Raw genomic sequence first — 17,014 nt, 5'->3', positions numbered from 1 at the left:
ATTAAAACTCTGTATGCGCTGAAAACAATTGTTGATGCATTTTTTGTGCAAGATCATCAGTCATTGACGAAATGTAATCGGTAATCACGCGCATCTTTCTCGATTCATCTTCATGCTGTAGCCATTGCTTCTTGATTGGCAGTGGCAACAAACGTTCAGGGTCAGCACTGAATGCCTCAAACATGTCCATGATGATCTGTTGACCCTTATATTCGATGACTTGAACCTGTGGCACTTGAATAACGAACTCGCTGACAAAGTGTTTCAGTTTTTCGAGCGTGCCGTCCATGCTTGGTTCAAGCACGGCATTGTAAGCCAAAAGCACATTCTCAAAGCCTGCATCGACTCGCTTAATCGAGATACTGGTCAGTAGCGCATTAACTATTCCGCCAATGGCGTCTTTACGGCGGTATTGTTCTCCAGAAAACAGCATTTCGGTAATTGAATCTAGGTGCTCGCAAATCCAAGGGTCGGCCATCTCTTTCAATTGAGGATAAGCAGATTCAACCCATTGCGCTTTGGTCACTGAACCAAGCACAATCGCATCTTCTAAATCGTGCACGCCATAAGCAATGTCATCAGCAAGCTCCATAATCGAACAATCAAGTGACTTATATTTGGTCTTATTATGCTCAAGAGGCTCGGTGTGTGCTTTTCTTTTCTGTTTGAGAAGCTGTTGGTCGCAGCTTGAGAGCGGCTCCAATACCCAGTTAAACAGCTCTTCATCATGATCGTAGATGCCTTTGGCTGGCATCCAATCTTTGGCTCGGAGCTGTCGTTGATGCTTTACTGGCTCAGACTGCAATTTAGCTTGAACCTCACTCAGTAGAGAAGGGTACTTAATAAGGCCTAACAAAGTGCGTCGAGATAGGTTCATCCCGTGATGCTCGGTGTAAGGTTCTAGCTGTGTGACAATGCGAAACGTTTGGGCGTTGCCTTCAAAGCCTCCGTGGTCACGCATCATATAATTGAGTGCGACTTCGCCGCCATGTCCATAAGGTGGATGACCGATGTCGTGAGCCAAGCAAAGTGAATCAATCAAACTGTCTGAGGGTAATAGGTCTCGAAACTCGGGCTGCTTTTTTTTCAGTTGGGCAACGATGCCGGTACCAAGTTGTGCGGCTTCGAGCGAGTGGGTAAGGCGTGTTCGGTGAAAATCATTGACCGTAGTACCATGAATCTGGGTTTTAGCTTGTAGACGACGGAAAGCAGCAGAGTGAAGCACGCGCGCACGGTCACGCTGATACGGGCTGCGGTGATCGTCACGTCTTATTTTATGTTCATCGTCATTTCGATGCTGCCATTCTTGTTCGAGTACAAAGGGTGGTTCGAGTAGAGAATTCAAAATAGCACCTATCAAATTGATTTTATTTAGCTAATTAAAAACAACTTATACCCAGCTAGCTTATCTCGTCTAGTGATAATTCGAAGCTGGGAGCAAATGTGGTGAGAAAGTAGTCCATTTCTGGGCTTTTGCGTTGTTCGAGTGTCTCTTCTAATCGACGCTTGGCTTGCTCGTATTCATGGTTGCCGGCACTGAGCTCTTCCAAGCATTTCAGATAAGCACAGATGGTGTCGGCCTGCTTGACGATGTTTTGCTCTTCTTTACTCGCGGTTCCAGATATTAAGAAGGGAGCGAAGTCGTCTCGGAACTCTTCTGGCAACATAGAAAGCAGTCTTTGTTCTGCTGCGGCTTCTATCTTCTTATACTCTTGGGCGATGTCTGGGTTGTAGTATTTAACTGGCGTTGGCAAATCACCAGTCAGCACCTCACTGGTATCGTGGTACATGCCAAGCAGAGCAATGTGCTCTGGGTTAAGCTGACCATCAAACTTCTTGTTTTTGATGAGCGCCAAAGCGTGTGCGACGAAAGCCACCTGTAGGCTATGTTCTGAAATATTCTCGCTTGAGACAGAGCGCATTAGAGGCCAACGTTGAATCAGCTTCATGCGTGCGAGATGGGCAAAAAAATGGCTTTGGTTCATAATCGTCCTTTTAGTACCAATCGTAGTAAATAACTGGTCATCCTAGCTTGTTAAAAAGCTCGATAACTTTGTTAGAATTTTTGATTGTAGAATAACTACTTACCAAAAAATCCTGCCTTGTTCTCAAGTTTTTTTCCTGCGCTATTTCTGAACACTTACTTACTGTGATTGGTATAAGCAATGCTCCACTCGTATCTTGTGTTAATTCAAACAGTACGAGACAGCGGATACAAAAAAGGCTCCTAAACAGGAGCCTTTTAAGCATAGAAGTGAATGAATACAAGTTAAAGTCTTTTAAAACAGTAAATTGTAGCCACCTTTCATTGTGTTTATTTAGCGTCGATAAGGTCGTCTTGACTATAAGTTTGCAAGAAGCGTTCTAGGCGACCAATCGCGATTTCTAGATCTTCGATGTGCGGCAGAGTCACGATGCGGAAATGATCCGGTTTCGGCCAGTTGAAGCCTGTACCTTGAACCAATAACACCTTCTCTTGCTTAAGGAAGTCGAGTACAAACTTCTGATCGTCTTTGATGTTGTACATGTTGGTGTCGATTTTAGGGAACAAGTACATTGCGCCTTTCGGCTTCACACAAGAAACGCCTGGGATCTTGTTGATCAGTTCCCATGCACGGTCGCGCTGTTCAAGCAGTCGACCACCCGGAAGTATCAGCTCATTGATACTCTGATAGCCACCGAGCGCGGTTTGGATAGCGTGTTGCATCGGAACGTTGGCACACAAACGCATTGAGGCCAGCATTTCTAGCCCTTCAACGTAGCCTTTCGCTAGGTGTTTAGGACCTGTTAAGAACATCCAACCACCACGGAAACCACATACACGATAAGCTTTAGATAGGCCGTTGAACGTGACCATTAGTACGTCTTCAGCCAGCGTTGCAACTGAAGTATGTACTGCACCGTCGTAAAGCACTTTGTCGTAGATTTCATCGGCGAAGATGATCAAACCGTGCTCGCGAGCAATCTCAACAACTTGTAATAGGAAATCACGGCTGTAAACCGCGCCTGTTGGGTTGTTCGGGTTGATAAGAACGATGCCGCGCGTCTTTGGTGAGATCTTCGCGCGCATGTCGTCTAAATCTGGATACCAATCAGCATCTTCATCACACAGGTAGTGAACCGGTGTACCACCAGAAAGCGCAACAGACGCTGTCCATAGTGGGTAGTCCGGAGCGGGAACTAAGATTTCATCGCCATTATCCAGTAGCGCCTGCATAGACATAACGATAAGCTCTGATGCGCCGTTACCAATGTAAACGTCTTCTACATCAAGGTTACGTAGGCCTTTTTTCTGGTAGTGCTGAACAACCGCTTTGCGGGCTGAATAGATGCCTTTTGAGTCGCAGTAACCTTGAGATGTCGGTAGGTTACGGATTACGTCAACAAGGATTTCATCAGGGGCGTCAAAACCAAATGGGGCGGGGTTACCAATATTAAGCTTTAGTATTTTATGCCCTTCTTCTTCCATGCGCTTAGCATGTTTGAGTACAGGCCCCCTGATTTCGTAGCATACGCTGTTGAGTTTTGACGACATCCCGATATTTTGCATTGCCGATTTCCTGAAATTAATTTAAATACTTTATTAAAGTACCGCAAAATGGCGTTTGATAGAATAAAAATCTGATGAATGTCGCATTTCAGTGTCACGTTTGGTCTTTTTGTTGTCACTCTTTTCTAAATTTTAATTAATCGCTTTCTTGGTTATTAACTAAGATGAATAAAGGGGTGGGATCGCTTAAAATCACAGGAATGTTGAAAAGATATAGTACATTCTTGATCTAAGTGGGTACTGCCCATAAAGTATCAAACTAATATAATAATAATTTAGATGTGAACGAGGTCGATTTGTCACATTTCCAACAAACTATCTCCGCTTTGATTGAGCGAGTACAAAATGCCCAAGCAAGCGAAGTTCGTTGTGTTGAAGTTCTAACGCAAAAACCATCGTTTGCATTTATTGAATGGCTTCATGCTCAACCGCTCTTTCCTAAGTTCTACTGGCAGTCGCGCGACACTCGTGAAGAGGTTGTTGCGCTCGGTCAACTGCACACTTTTTCTGATCCTGCTCCCGCGTACGCAATTCTTGGTGAAGACCAACGAATTTGGGGTGGACGCTCGTTTGACGGGCACACCGCAAAGAATCGTCGCTGCATGGAGTCGTTTTTCTTCCTTCCTCAAGTTGAATTGATCCGCTTTGACAATACTTGGTCGTTGGCGGTTAATTTGTCCCCTGATCGAGTTTCTTCTATTAATGCTCTGAATAAGCTTTCTGTGGAAGCCGCGATATTGGCGCCTTTGTCTGCCCATATTGAACAGATCAATCATGTTCCAGAAAGAGAGCAATGGGACAACCTTGTCGATAAAGTGCTCAAAGGCATTAGCGACGAAGAGTATAAAAAAGTCGTTTTAGCGCGTAAAACTACACTGCAACTCGACGCGCCTATTTGCGCAGCTCAATTACTTAAAGCCAGCTATCTGCAAAATCACCACAGTTTCCACTTTATGTTGGTGCTAGATTCTAAACACAGTTTCATTGGATCAACACCAGAGCGCTTATATAGCCGACACGGTACTGAGCTCGATACAGAAGCGCTTGCTGGAACCATTGGTCGCGGAGATAGTGCTACTGAGGATATGGAACTGGCCAACTGGCTTTCTCAAGACAGCAAGAACCTCAACGAGAACCAGTATGTGGTCGACGACATCATTGAGCGTCTCACTCCTCACTCTCAAACAGTCGATGTTGAAAAAGACGCTCGTCTAGTGCGTTTGCGTAAGGTGCAGCATCTTAAGCGCAATATCCATGCTCAGCTTAATACTGGCGTTAATGGTGTGCAGTTACTTGCTGCCTTACAGCCAACTGCTGCGGTAGCGGGTTTGCCGCGTAAAGAGGCGATGGATTTCATTCTTGAACACGAACCGTTTGCTCGAGGTTGGTATGCAGGCTCTGTGGGTTATATCAGTCATCAGAGAGCGGAATTCTGCGTGGCGATTCGAAGTGCCTTGATTGTAAACGATCAAGTACAGCTATTTGCTGGCGCGGGGATCGTGCCGGGATCGGTTGCCGAGCATGAGTGGCAAGAGCTGAACAAGAAGATGTCGACTTTACTCAGCCTCATTTCTGATCACCCACCATTGGGTGTGGCGTCATGAATCACGACCAAGCCGTATTAAATAGAGTTTGGTGTCAAACATTATTAGAAGAGCTTGCACGCAATGGCGTTGAACATGTTTGTGTTGCACCGGGCTCTCGCTCAACGCCGTTAACTCTCGAAGCTGAAGCGAACCCCAAGTTAACCTTACACACGCACTTTGATGAGCGTGGTCTTGGATTTTTAGCTTTAGGCTTAGCAAAAGCCAGCGATAAGCCGGTTGCAGTGATTGTGACATCGGGAACCGCTGTGGCGAATTTGCTTCCTGCGACGGCTGAATCTGGGTTGACACGCGAGAAGCTGATCTTGCTGACCTCTGATAGACCCATCGACTTGGTCGACTGTGGTGCCAATCAAGCGATTCAACAACAGGGTATCTTTTCTTCCCATGTTGAAAGTACTTTAAACCTACCAAGCCCGAGTACACAAGTTTCTTTGAACTGGCTACTGACATCAGTTGATAACGCGCTGGCGAAACAACGTAATGTTGGTGGTGCGATTCATATCAACTGTCCGTTTCCAGAACCTCTATATTCTGCGAATAGCGCGGAAATGTATGCGGAATACACTTCTAGTGTCGCTGGGTGGAAATCGGGAATAAGTTGTTACAGCCAAACGTTTTTACCTAATCAATTGAACATGCAACCCATCGCTCTAGGTGAGTACCTTGGGCGTAAGGGTGTGGTTATTCTCGGTTCGCTAGATATTGAACAAGCGACAAGAGCTCAGCAGTTTGCCGCAGCATTAGGTTGGCCAGTTTTTTGCGATCCTCAATCAGGTGTCACAAGTGATTGGAAACATTATGATCTGTGGATGCAGAGTGACGTAGCTAAAGCGCAACTCAACCAATGTGATTTCATCCTTCAGTTCGGTGAGCGCATTGTTTCTAAGCGCCTTAACCATTGGATAAAGTCGCAAGCTTCATCATTCTGCTCATCACAATACATTGTTGTGTCACCAGATTCGCACCGAATCAACCAAGATCATCTGCCTCAAACCCATATCGTTGCTGATATCGAGTTATGGGTGTCAGAACAGCATTTACCTACCTTGTTAGGTCAACATGCAGGTTGGGCTGCACCTTTGGTAGAAATCGCGAATACGGTTCAACAATTAGCGTTGGCGCAAATATCCAATAATGACCAGCTAACCGAGTTGAGCGTTGCAGTTGACTTGTCGACTAGACTTAAAGACAGAGAGCTATTTGTGGGAAATAGTTTGATGGTAAGGCTGGTGGATATGCTGTCATCAATATCTGCGAATCAAGTTTACAGTAATCGTGGCGCATCAGGCATTGATGGCTTGGTGGCGACGGCTGCGGGTGTGGTGAAAGCTAACCAGAACCCCTTGATGATGTTGATTGGCGATACTTCTTTGTTGTATGACCTCAACTCTCTGGCTCTGCTTACTCACAATGTAACGCCTATGGTGATTGTTGTGACCAACAATGATGGCGGTGCGATCTTTGATTTGTTGCCCGTTCCTGAGCAACAAAAACAATCTCTATATCAAATGCCCCATGGTTTTGGTTTCGAACATGCCGCTGCGCAATTCCAGCTTGGTTATGCGGCGCCAGAAACTTTGAATTGCTATCAAACCATTATCGAACAACATTTCGAACAGGGTCAGGGTACCTTGCTCGTTGAAGTTAAGACGCCTCCCGAACAAGCGTCTACTTTACTGAAACAATTCAGTTCAATGCTCACCGAGGCATTAGCCTAAGGACTTTACATGCTTTACTCCAATTATTACCCAGCTGTACAGGAATCTTCTGACAAACCTTTGCTTGTTTTTCTACATGGTTTACTCGGAAGCGGGGATGATTGGAGCGCATGTCATCCATATCTAGAGGATTTTCCTCGTCTTTGCATAGATTTACCCGGGCACGGACAAAGTCGCTTTATTGATCCGGTAGGCTTTGATCATTGCTGCAAGAAAATCGTTCAGTGCATCATTTCTCAACTGGCCCTTAATGACCTCCCTGCAGATTACCCTATCGTGGTGATTGGCTACTCTATGGGAGGCAGGCTCGCCATGTATGGGGTGACAAGCCCTTGCTTTGAAACGCTCAACCTAGAGAAAGTCATTATTGAAGGCGGCAACTTTGGTCTGGAGCGTGATGAAGAACGAACACAAAGGTTAGTGCATGATACGCAGTGGGCTGTCCGCTTTGCGCAGCAGTCGATTGAAGATGTTTTAGACGATTGGTATCAACAAAGCGTCTTTTCTTCACTAAATCATGAGCAAAGACAAACTTTGGTCATAAAGCGTAGTGGTAACCTTGGAGTATCCGTAGCAAATATGTTGTTATCTACTTCGTTGGCTAAGCAACCGGATTTACGTGCCACATTGAAATCTCATGAGCATTTATTGCATTATGTATGTGGAGAAAAAGATCGTAAATTCATGGAGCTAGCTGAGAATAGTGGCTTTGAATATAGTCAGGTGGATTACGCTGGTCATAATGTTCATTTTGAGCAACCTGAGCTGTTTTCCAACCTGATCATCCAATGTATCGCCAGTCGTCGTTAATCTGACTGAGCGATTCTCTCGTATCAAGCACTATCAAAAGCAGAGCAACACCGTCACGACTATTTGTTAGTCGTGGTCTCTAATAGAACAATGGGAATCACCATGGCTAAAACAGTAGGCATCACAGAAGAAGAACTTTACGCAGCAGTTAACTGGCGCGATGAAAGCAGTCAATTTGAAGATATTCAGTACCATAAGTCTGACGACGGTATTGCGAAAATCACGATTGCGCGTCCTCAAGTCCACAATGCGTTCCGTCCACAAACCGTAAAAGAGATGATCAATGCACTGGCTGATGCTCGTTATGACGAGAAGGTTGGCGTAATCATTTTGACGGGTCTTGGTGAGAAGGCGTTCTGTTCTGGTGGTGACCAAAGTATCCGTGGTGACTACGGCGGTTATCAAGATGATTCAGGTACACACCACCTGAACGTGCTTGATTTCCAGCGTCAAATTCGTACTTGTCCAAAACCAGTTATCGCAGCGGTATCGGGTTGGGCAGTCGGTGGTGGTCATGTACTTCACATGATGGCAGACCTTACTATTGCCGCTGAAAACGCTCAGTTCGGTCAGACGGGTCCTAAAGTAGGTTCATTCGATGGCGGTTGGGGTGCTTCTTACATGGCTCGTATCGTTGGCCAAAAGAAAGCGCGTGAAATCTGGTTCTTGTGTCGTTTCTACGATGCTCAAGAAGCATTGGACATGGGCCTCGTGAACACGGTTGTTCCTGTCGCAGACCTAGAAAAAGAAACCGTTCGTTGGTGTCGTGAAGTGCTTCAACACAGCCCAATGGCACTGCGTTGCTTGAAAGCCGCACTAAACGCAGACTGTGACGGCCAAGCCGGTCTTCAAGAGTTGGCGGGTAACGCAACCATGATGTTCTACATGACAGAAGAAGGCCAAGAAGGCCGAAACGCATTTAACGAGAAGCGTCGACCTGATTTCGACAAATTTCCGCGTAACCCATAGCTTTCTCCTCTTCAAAATGAGTCGCTAAATAGCGGCTCGTTTTGTTTTGATGTTCCCGTTTTTTAGGAAACCTTATGAATTCAATGAATTCCCAACGTCACGCTAAACTATATCGTTATCAACTACCTATGGATAGCGGTGTAGTGCTGCGTGATAATAAGCTGAGCGAGCGCGTTGGCTACGTCATCCAACTTGAGTGTGATGGTAAAACCGGTTTTGGTGAAGTTGCGCCTCTGCCGGGCTTTAGCCAAGAAGATGCTGCGCAAGCCGGTATTCAGCTGCAAAACGAGCTAGAGCTTTGGAGTCACAACAAACCCCACACCCCATTCGATGAGTTATATCCGTCAGTTGCGTTTGGCTTTTCAATGGCATTGATGGAATTACGAGGCGATCTTAATGCTGAAGGTAACTACCGAGCTGCACCTTTATGTACCGGTGACCCTGATGAACTTATTCCTGTGCTTAATGAGATGGAAGGTGAGAAGGTCGCTAAGGTAAAAGTTGGCCTTTATGAAGCAATCCGTGATGGCATGCTGGTGAACTTATTCCTTGAGTCGATTCCTGATTTAACGCTAAGACTAGATGCTAACCGCGCGTGGAAGCCTGAAAAAGCCAAGCAGTTCATCAAGTACATTTCGCCTTCGCTGCGTCAACGTATTAGCTTTATTGAAGAGCCTTGTCAGAAACCAGAAGACAGCTTGGCCTTTGCCATCGACCACGGTGTGGCGATTGCATGGGATGAGACACTACAAGAAGCGGTGCGAAGCCCTGAGTTTGATCTTAGTGATTTAACGGGTGTTAAGGCGGTTGTGATTAAACCAACCTTGATTGGCTCAGTAGAGCGTTGTGTTGCTATCATTGAGCGCGCGCAACAACTTGGTATTAAACCAGTACTAAGCTCAAGCATAGAGTCTAGCCTTGGATTAACTCAGGTTGCTCGATTGGCGCAGCAGTACTTACCTAATGAAGTGCCGGGGCTTGATACGATTGGCTTGTATCAGCAACAGCTAGAAGTCTCTTGGCCGGGTTGTCAGCTTCCAGTTTCAACGCTTGAACAGCAACAATTGATTTGGTCTTCTTAGTCTGATCGTTCGATTGGCTTAGACCGTTCTCAATCTATAACTTGGTTATCTTATGATGCGCCCACAATCTAATCATCACCCGCTCTGGGTACAGTGGGCGCAGCAGAACCCACATCAAACAGCGTTAGTGATTCCTAACCGCGCTTACACTTGGCAGCAAGTGTCTGTGCTGGTGAGTGAGTACCAACAACAGTTGTCTCATCAAGGCCTATCTGCAGGTGATGTACTGACGATTGTCGGTAAGAACCAAGCTGAAGTGATTCCAGTGTATCTTGCGGCCTTAAATTTAGGTGTGGTTTGTGCGTTTACCATGCCTCAGCCGAAAGCTCGTTTAACGCAGAAGCTTGAATCCCTCTATGGTCAGTTAGACAGACGTTACCTTTGGCTATTAGATAGCTGTGGGTTAGATCATTCTGATGCTGTTGACCTCAAGACCATATTGGTGACGTTACTTTGCTTGAGCGAAGTTAAGGTCGATGGTGATGACAAGCCAACAACACCGGAAAATCCTAACTTTAATCCTCAATCTTTAGCGAGCATCGTATTCACTTCTGGCTCTACCGGAAACCCGAAAGCGGTGGCGCACACGTTGCAGCAACACTTATGTTCAGCTCAGGGTTTACTCGACGTTTTCAACTTTGAACAAGCTAACACTTGGCTACTTAGCTTGCCGATGTACCACGTATCGGGATTAGCGATTGTCCATCGTTGGCTAGCTGCTGGTGGTTGTATCAAAATAGGTCAAGGTAAGCTTGAGTCAGACATCGAAGGTTGCAGTCATGCCTCTTTAGTGGCTACTCAACTACATAGGTTATTGCAGAGTAAGCAAGCACTTACTTTAACTCATGTGTTGTTAGGTGGGAGCCATATCCCAGAAGCGCTAGGGCTTGAAGCTCAACAAATGGGCATTGAAACTTGGCTTGGATACGGCATGACAGAAGCGGCTTCAACAGTGACCGCGAAGCAAGTCGATTCTAGTAATACTGCAGGTTTTGTTCTCGACCAACGCCAGTTGAAAATTGAAGATCAACGTATCTTTATTGGCGGAAATACGCTTGCTTCTGGTTATTACTATCAAGGTGACTTAACACCACTGGTGGATGACCAAGGTTGGTTCGACAGCAAAGACCTCGGCGAATGGGATGGCGAACAAGTATCGATTATTGGTCGTGCTGATAACCAGTTTATTTCTGGGGGAGAGAATATCCACTGTGAAGAAATTGAGCGAGCACTCAACCAATTACCTGAAGTTAAACAAGCCTTTGTGATCCCTATTGAAGACAGTGAATTTGGCTTTAGACCGATTGCGATCGTTGACTGTGATGAACTACCGACCAAAGACTGGTTTGCAAAACAGTTACAAGGGAGCTTAGAGCGATTCAAATTCCCTATCGAGTATTATCAAATACCTGAGCAAGAGCAGCAGGGCATTAAGGTATCTAGGTCGGGCTTAGCATCTTGGTTGTTTCAGCATAGGAACTAGAAAGCCGCACATCTCTGGAAGGTGTTTGTGGTTTGCTAGATTGGAAGACGGTTAGTTAATTTAGCGATTAGATAGTTCAAAACAGAATTTATTATCTTTATAACCATCCATCATAATAAGCCATATAAATAACGGATTATAGAATAAGGTCTTATTATGAAAATTGCGCTCATCATTGCGGTATTACTGCAGATAGGCCAAGCGATAACATCGTCAGGGCTGACACGCTCGTTAGCTGAGCTCACCGCGTTCGTGTTAGTTGTGGTATTGGTTTTGATGAAAAGAGAGAGCAAGAAGAGTGATAAGCCCCTGTTTGAATAGTATTTTGGTCAATATAGACAACAAACGATAAAGGCAAAGCCCATACAAGCTTTGCCTTTTTGTTTTGTTGTTCGCTATTTTTGCGAGAGATTCAGTTTTCGTGAGATTAAGCGAGGGTTAACCAAGCTAACGAACCTGTAGAAATCATCACCCACATCGAAATACCAAACATCAATGGCTTTGGTCCGGCCGCTTTCAGTTTCTCTACAGAGATGCCACAGCCAATCAAGAACAGACACACAACCAATGCACGCTTAGACACATCAAAGATCCCCTGATACACCATCTCAAACTGTGGTAATAAGTCACTCACCGCGATAGCCGCACAGTAGAAGAAAATGAAGTAGGGAACGGTAATCTTCTTTTGATCGCTCTTGAAGATCATTGCGCTAACTAAAGCAATTGGGATGATCCAAAGTGCACGCGCTAGCTTAAGTGTTGTCGCTGTAGTCAGTGCTTCCTCACCATAAGCTGATGCTGCACCAACAACCGAAGAGGTATCGTGAATCGCGATTGCCGCCCAAGTACCGAACGTCTGTTGGCTTAATTCAAGCGCATGGCCAATCATTGGAAATAGAAACAGCGCCACTGAGTTCAGTACGAAGACCGTAGCCAACGCCAAACCAATCTGTTCATCTTCTGCTTTGATGGCTGGAGCTACAGCTGCAATCGCGCTACCACCGCAAATAGCGGTGCCAGAAGAGATAAGATAGCCTGTGGTACGATCTAGCCCCATACGTTTCGCTAAGAACCAGCCAATCACTAGCGTGCCGATGATGGTAGTGATGATCAAACCAATACCGTCGCCTGTTACTGCTAGCGCTTTCTCGAATTGAATACCGAAACCTAAGCCGACAATAGAGTAAGCCAGTAGCTTCTTAGTTAATTTGCCAACCTCTACGTTCTCAGGCACCAAGCCTAAGCTCGCAAGTAGAAAACCGATAACCAGCGCAGTAGGGGAGCTTACCCATGGGGTTAAGCAAAATATAGCAGCAAGATAAAACGGAATGGACTTATTCATTTTCATTATATTGTTTTTGTCATTTCTGGTTATGGCAGCATAGCGAAGACTATACGCTTAACTTAATGATAAGTAAGTCTAAATGAATTGAACAAACGTTAAGAAAAACTAAACGTTTGTTCATGGCTATGAATTTGGCGTAATAAAGCGTGAGTTTAACGAGTTATTGTAGCGATCCACGGAGTTCAGCAACCGATTGACGAAGTGTCTCGCACGTCGCTTCCTTCGGTGGAATGGGCTCACCAGCTTCAATCTCTAGCTTAGTCCAGAAACGGCTTGGTAGCCCTTTGCATGCTCGTCCTTTGAAGCGGCTAAAGTAGCTGCCCCAAAGGCCTTTAAGTGCCATTGGAATCACTGGGACAGGAGAGCGTCTAATAATCAGCTCCATGCCACGCATGAACTCTGCCACTTCACCATCAGAGGTGAGTTTACCTTCAGGGAAGATACACACGATGTGACCTTCATGAAGCGCTTGTTCCACTTCTTTGAAAGCGTTACGAATAGAGCCGCGATTGGTCGCGGAGATTGGAATAACCCCAGCTCTTTTCAAGAAGCGTCGAATCGGCGGTAACTTGGTGTAATCCTCTTCCATCACAAAGCGAATCAAACGTGGGCAAACCGCACTCAACAGCAGTGCATCCATATAACTCACATGGTTGCAGACGATTAGTGCGCCGCCTTTCTCAGGCAAGTGATGTAGGTTCTTATGCTTTACACGATACATGGTGTGAGTCACCACCCAAGTGAAAAAGCGGAACGCATAGATAGGCACCTGATAAAACAGGTACAGCATCACCAAAGTGTTACCTGCCGCCAGCAATACAAACAATTGTGGAATGGAAAGCTCAAACACACTCAGGCAAACGATGCCTAGTACAGCACTTCCCACCATGAACAGTGAGTTGTAGATGTTGAGTCCGGCAATGACTTGCGCTCGCTCATCTGGCTTTGCTCGTAACTGCATCAAGGAATACAGAGGGACAATAAAGATACCGCCAGATATCCCAAGCAGCAGCAAGTAAGCAAACAGTGGCCAAAGTTCTGAGTGGGTGACGAATTGGTGGAATGAGCCGAAATCAGGCAGCGATTCAGGAATTGATATCGCCATTAATATGCCAAATACTGAAATCCCCAAGCTGCCCATTGGCACTATGCCGATTTCAATTCTGTGATTGGATAACTTGTCACACGCTAAAGAACCGATGGCAATGCCTACCGAGAACAGTGCTAACAAAAAGGCGACCGAACTTTCAGTGCCATTTAAGTGCAGCTTAGTGAAGTTCGGGAATTGAGTGAGGTAAGCCGCGCCAAGGAACCAGAACCAACTAATAGACATCAGCGCTTGGAAGGTTGGGCGGTCTTTTTTGGCAATCGCAAGTGTTGCTCGGGTCAGCTTTACTGGCTGCCACTTCACTTTCAAATCAGGTGCGTTACTTGGCGCTTCAGGGATAAAGCAGCTTGATACGTAACCAAGAACCGCGAATGACACGATACACACAGCAGCAATAAGCTTAGCGCCTTCTTCTGAAGCAATAATGCCAGCACCAAGAGTACCAATCAGAATCGCTAGGAATGTACCGGTCTCAACTAGAGCATTGCCAGAAACGAGCTCTTTTGTCTTTAGTTGTTGTGGAAGTAGGGCGTATTTTACAGGGCCAAAGAAGGCACTTTGTGTTCCCATTAGAAACAGCAGTAATAGCAATATTCCGTAGCTTTCATAGATAAACCCGATCGCACCCAGTGACATGATCACCACTTCAAGGAGCTTAACTTTTCGGATAAACCAAGATTTTTCGTATTTATCAGCCAGTACACCGGCCAAAGCAGAAAATAGGAAGAAGGGCAGAATAAACAGGCCTGCAGCCAAATTTATGAATAAATTACTGGAGATAGGCAGCGTGTCTACGCTTGCGAAAGCAACAAACAGTAACAGAACATTTTTGAAGATGTTGTCATTAAAGGCTCCCAGAAATTGGGTAATAAAGTAGGGTAGGAACCTTTTTTGCGTTAACAGCGAAGATTGGCTGCTGTTGTTCATTCTCTTTCCTTGGATGCTTACCAGTTGGTTAGGTAGTTTGAGACTAGGTTATTGATCAGTTCTTTACCATCGATAGGCTCAGAAGCAAAAAACTTATCATCAACGCTAAGTAGAGTAATTCCATGTACTCCAGACCATAATACACGGCTGGCTTTAACGACTTCGCTTTCTGTATGTTCAGGAGCAATAGCCACCAGAAGCTGCTCAAGCATACCGGTCATTTTATCGATACGGTTCGATTGCCATTCAGGAAGGTTTTCACCGTTCATGTTGTGCTCAAAAATAAGCTGCCAACGGTGAGGGTGTTTCTGTGCAAAGTCATGGTAGCAGTAAGCAAGGTTGAATAGAGCTTGTTGAGGATTGCTCGATTGTTCAACTGCGGCCGCAGATTCAGACGCCAGTTCATCTAATGTTTGAGCAACAACGTGCAAAAGCAGTAGGTTGTAGTTGCCGAATACATTCACCAATGTACTAGGAACATAACCAATCATATTGGCAATTTTACGTAGACTTAACTCGTGATAAGAGTGCTGGTCTAAAAAGTCTGTCACTGTCTTTAAAGTCAGCTGAACTAATTGTTCTCGAGTGTGATCGTTTCTGCGTGCCATGATTAGTTTCTAGTAAATGAACATCGTTCAATATTTTAATGCCCTCCCCGATAGCCGTCAATCCTTCCGCTAATTAAGTAACCAATTAATAGCCGCAATATTATGATACATGTGTAAACACCGTGAATATTTCATTGTTCTTTGTTAACGAGTATGATTAAGGTGTCGAAAGATAAAGAAACCTATAAAGGATAATAATGAAACGATTTTTCTCACTAGTCGCGATCCTGTTGGTAACAGTCGCGGTGACGCCAATCGCGGAAGCGAAAAAGTTTGGTGGTGGTAAGTCATTTGGCAAAAGCTTTAAAACGGCTCCAGCACCAAAACAACAAAATACGAATTCGATCCGTCAAGATCAAACGGGTAAGAACACAGCGGCGAACTCTAGCAAGAAAGGCCTTATGGGCGGTCTGCTAGGTGGTCTACTTGCTGGTGGTCTATTAGCGGCGTTCTTTGGTGGCGCATTTGAAGGTATCCAGTTCATGGATATTCTGATTATGGGTCTGATCGCTTTCCTAGCGTTTAAATTCCTACGCGGAATGTTGGGTGCTAAGCAGGGCTCTATGAATCAGCAGAATGCACGTGGTCAACAGCCAGCATTCGGCGGCATGGGTCAGAACAAGTTTGAACAACCAAAGCAGCAACAGCCAAATGTTCATAACTTCGAGCAAGCACAACCTCAATCACAAGGCACTGCTGGTGGCTTTGGTTTTGGTGCACAAAGCGATGTTCCACATAACTACCCACCGGGCTTTGATCAAGCGGCCTTCATCAATGGCTCTCGTGAGCACTACCGTACACTGCAAGGTGCATGGAACCACAACGAGCTAAACACGATTGAAGAGTACGTGTCTCCAAGCCTATTTGAAGACCTAAAAGCTGAGCGTAACAAGCTAGACGGTGATCAGCACACAGACGTAATGTACGTTGATGCTGAAATCGTTCGCGCTGACCACGATGGTAGCAAAGCACAACTAAGCCTACAGTTTAGTGGTCGTTACCGTGATACAGCGGATGGCATCGAAGAAGATATCACTGATATCTGGCACTTAGAGCGCGATCTAACTACTGACAATGCACCTTGGCTAATTGTTGGTATTCAAGGTTAATCTCGATAGTTAACTAAAAATGAGTTAACTAGATATTACTTTGATTATTGAAAGCCCCTACGGAGAAATCTGTAGGGGCTTTTTTGTGTCCGGTTGTTTGGAACTGTAAATTTTAAGAAGGGCGTTTGTCCTCGGGGTATAGAAAATGTAGTTCTTTAGATATTTTCGTTGGTAGAAAACGGTATCATCACGACAATTATTTAGAGTGATACTTTGTGCTAACGGTGAGTTAGGCTGAACGCAAGTTACCCATTCTATTTAGATATTCAATAGGGGTATTTAACCAAGATAGAGGTGTTCATCGTGACGACTGAGTTTTTCGAGCCGATACTAGAACCTGAAATACCACTACAACAGAAACAACAAATAGCGGATGAGTGTGAGGAGTATGTATCTACAAACTGCTTAGGTTGCGCTGCTTACTTGGTATGTGAACGCCACATGGAAGTCTGGAGAGACTGAGCGCTCGGTGAGCTTCAAGAGTTCAATCTTGTTGTGAGATCTACGGATAGAAGTTTGAAGTGTTGGACTTAGACAGAAGCGGTTTCAAGTTTAGCCTTAATAGGGCAGGGCTTATCAATAAAACGTTCAGAAACGAAAAAAGCCAACTCAATGAGTTGGCTTTTCGATTTTCCAATTAAGGAGAATATGGTGGAGGGAGACGGATTCGAACCATCGAAGGCAGTGCCGGCAGATTT

The 17,014-nt window shown here is 45.2% G+C and carries 14 protein-coding genes; 8 read left to right on the top strand and 6 right to left on the bottom strand.

The window, feature by feature from the left end; translation table 11 throughout:
• Position 1: 1 nt before the first annotated feature.
• From OQJ75_RS16235 to OQJ75_RS16225, 3 genes are all read right to left on the bottom strand, one after another.
• Positions 2 to 1,345 carry an anti-phage deoxyguanosine triphosphatase gene (locus OQJ75_RS16235; RefSeq protein ID WP_265974052.1) on the bottom strand — a complete coding sequence of 448 codons (1,344 nt, stop codon included), beginning with the start codon at positions 1,343 to 1,345 and terminating at the stop codon, positions 2 to 4.
• Positions 1,346 to 1,400: 55 nt separating this feature from the next.
• Entirely contained in the window at positions 1,401 to 1,985 is a 585-nt protein-coding gene (gene yfbR / locus OQJ75_RS16230; RefSeq protein WP_265974051.1) for a 5'-deoxynucleotidase, read from the bottom strand.
• Between the two features lie 329 nt (positions 1,986 to 2,314).
• A complete protein-coding gene (locus OQJ75_RS16225) occupies positions 2,315 to 3,550 on the bottom strand; it encodes a pyridoxal phosphate-dependent aminotransferase (protein WP_265974050.1) in 1,236 nt (411 codons plus the stop codon).
• Positions 3,551 to 3,846: 296 nt separating this feature from the next.
• Here OQJ75_RS16225 and OQJ75_RS16220 point away from each other — a divergent pair, with 296 nt between their 5' ends.
• The 7 genes from OQJ75_RS16220 (at position 3,847) to OQJ75_RS16190 (ending at position 11,540) form a co-directional block, all read left to right on the top strand.
• The gene (locus OQJ75_RS16220; RefSeq protein ID WP_265974049.1) at positions 3,847 to 5,154 is read left to right on the top strand and encodes an isochorismate synthase; all 1,308 of its coding nucleotides are present in this window, start codon (positions 3,847 to 3,849) and stop codon (positions 5,152 to 5,154) included.
• Positions 5,151 to 6,875, top strand: coding sequence for a 2-succinyl-5-enolpyruvyl-6-hydroxy-3-cyclohexene-1-carboxylic-acid synthase (gene menD / locus OQJ75_RS16215; RefSeq protein ID WP_265974048.1), 1,725 nt, complete (start codon positions 5,151 to 5,153; stop codon positions 6,873 to 6,875). Before OQJ75_RS16220 ends, menD begins: the two co-directional genes overlap by 4 nt.
• 9 nt (positions 6,876 to 6,884) lie before the next feature.
• Positions 6,885 to 7,685, top strand: a complete 801-nt coding sequence (gene menH / locus OQJ75_RS16210) for a 2-succinyl-6-hydroxy-2,4-cyclohexadiene-1-carboxylate synthase (protein WP_265974047.1) — start codon at positions 6,885 to 6,887, stop codon at positions 7,683 to 7,685.
• Positions 7,686 to 7,787: 102 nt separating this feature from the next.
• Positions 7,788 to 8,654, top strand: a complete 867-nt coding sequence (gene menB, locus OQJ75_RS16205; RefSeq protein ID WP_010439547.1) for a 1,4-dihydroxy-2-naphthoyl-CoA synthase — start codon at positions 7,788 to 7,790, stop codon at positions 8,652 to 8,654.
• Positions 8,655 to 8,728: 74 nt separating this feature from the next.
• Positions 8,729 to 9,736: an o-succinylbenzoate synthase gene (gene menC / locus OQJ75_RS16200; protein WP_265974045.1), complete on the top strand. Its 1,008-nt coding sequence runs from the start codon at positions 8,729 to 8,731 to the stop codon at positions 9,734 to 9,736.
• 52 nt (positions 9,737 to 9,788) lie between these two features.
• On the top strand, positions 9,789 to 11,219 hold the full coding sequence (menE, locus tag OQJ75_RS16195) for an o-succinylbenzoate--CoA ligase (RefSeq protein ID WP_265974044.1): 1,431 nt from the start codon (positions 9,789 to 9,791) through the stop codon (positions 11,217 to 11,219).
• Between the two features lie 156 nt (positions 11,220 to 11,375).
• The gene (locus OQJ75_RS16190; RefSeq protein ID WP_008220662.1) at positions 11,376 to 11,540 is read left to right on the top strand and encodes a hypothetical protein; all 165 of its coding nucleotides are present in this window, start codon (positions 11,376 to 11,378) and stop codon (positions 11,538 to 11,540) included.
• A gap of 106 nt (positions 11,541 to 11,646) precedes the next feature.
• On the opposite strand, the gene OQJ75_RS16185 is transcribed toward OQJ75_RS16190, so the two are convergent.
• From OQJ75_RS16185 to OQJ75_RS16175, 3 genes are all read right to left on the bottom strand, one after another.
• Entirely contained in the window at positions 11,647 to 12,567 is a 921-nt protein-coding gene (locus tag OQJ75_RS16185) for a YeiH family protein (protein ID WP_265974043.1), read from the bottom strand.
• A gap of 157 nt (positions 12,568 to 12,724) precedes the next feature.
• Entirely contained in the window at positions 12,725 to 14,599 is a 1,875-nt protein-coding gene (locus OQJ75_RS16180; RefSeq protein WP_265974042.1) for an MFS transporter, read from the bottom strand.
• Positions 14,600 to 14,616: 17 nt separating this feature from the next.
• Positions 14,617 to 15,207 (bottom strand): TetR/AcrR family transcriptional regulator, encoded by a 591-nt coding sequence (locus tag OQJ75_RS16175; protein ID WP_210473111.1) that lies wholly within the window; start codon positions 15,205 to 15,207, stop codon positions 14,617 to 14,619.
• A 197-nt stretch (positions 15,208 to 15,404) separates the two neighbouring features.
• On the opposite strand from OQJ75_RS16175, the gene OQJ75_RS16170 reads away from it, so the two are divergent.
• Positions 15,405 to 16,316 carry a Tim44 domain-containing protein gene (locus OQJ75_RS16170; protein WP_108020797.1) on the top strand — a complete coding sequence of 304 codons (912 nt, stop codon included), beginning with the start codon at positions 15,405 to 15,407 and terminating at the stop codon, positions 16,314 to 16,316.
• Positions 16,317 to 17,014: the final 698 nt, after the last annotated feature.

The organism is Vibrio sp. 14G-20 (genome assembly GCF_026241515.1).
In the GTDB taxonomy this organism is placed as follows: Bacteria; Pseudomonadota; Gammaproteobacteria; order Enterobacterales; family Vibrionaceae; genus Vibrio.
The sequence above is the reverse complement of the archived record's forward strand: the minus strand, read 5'-3'. Positions and strand labels throughout refer to the sequence as shown.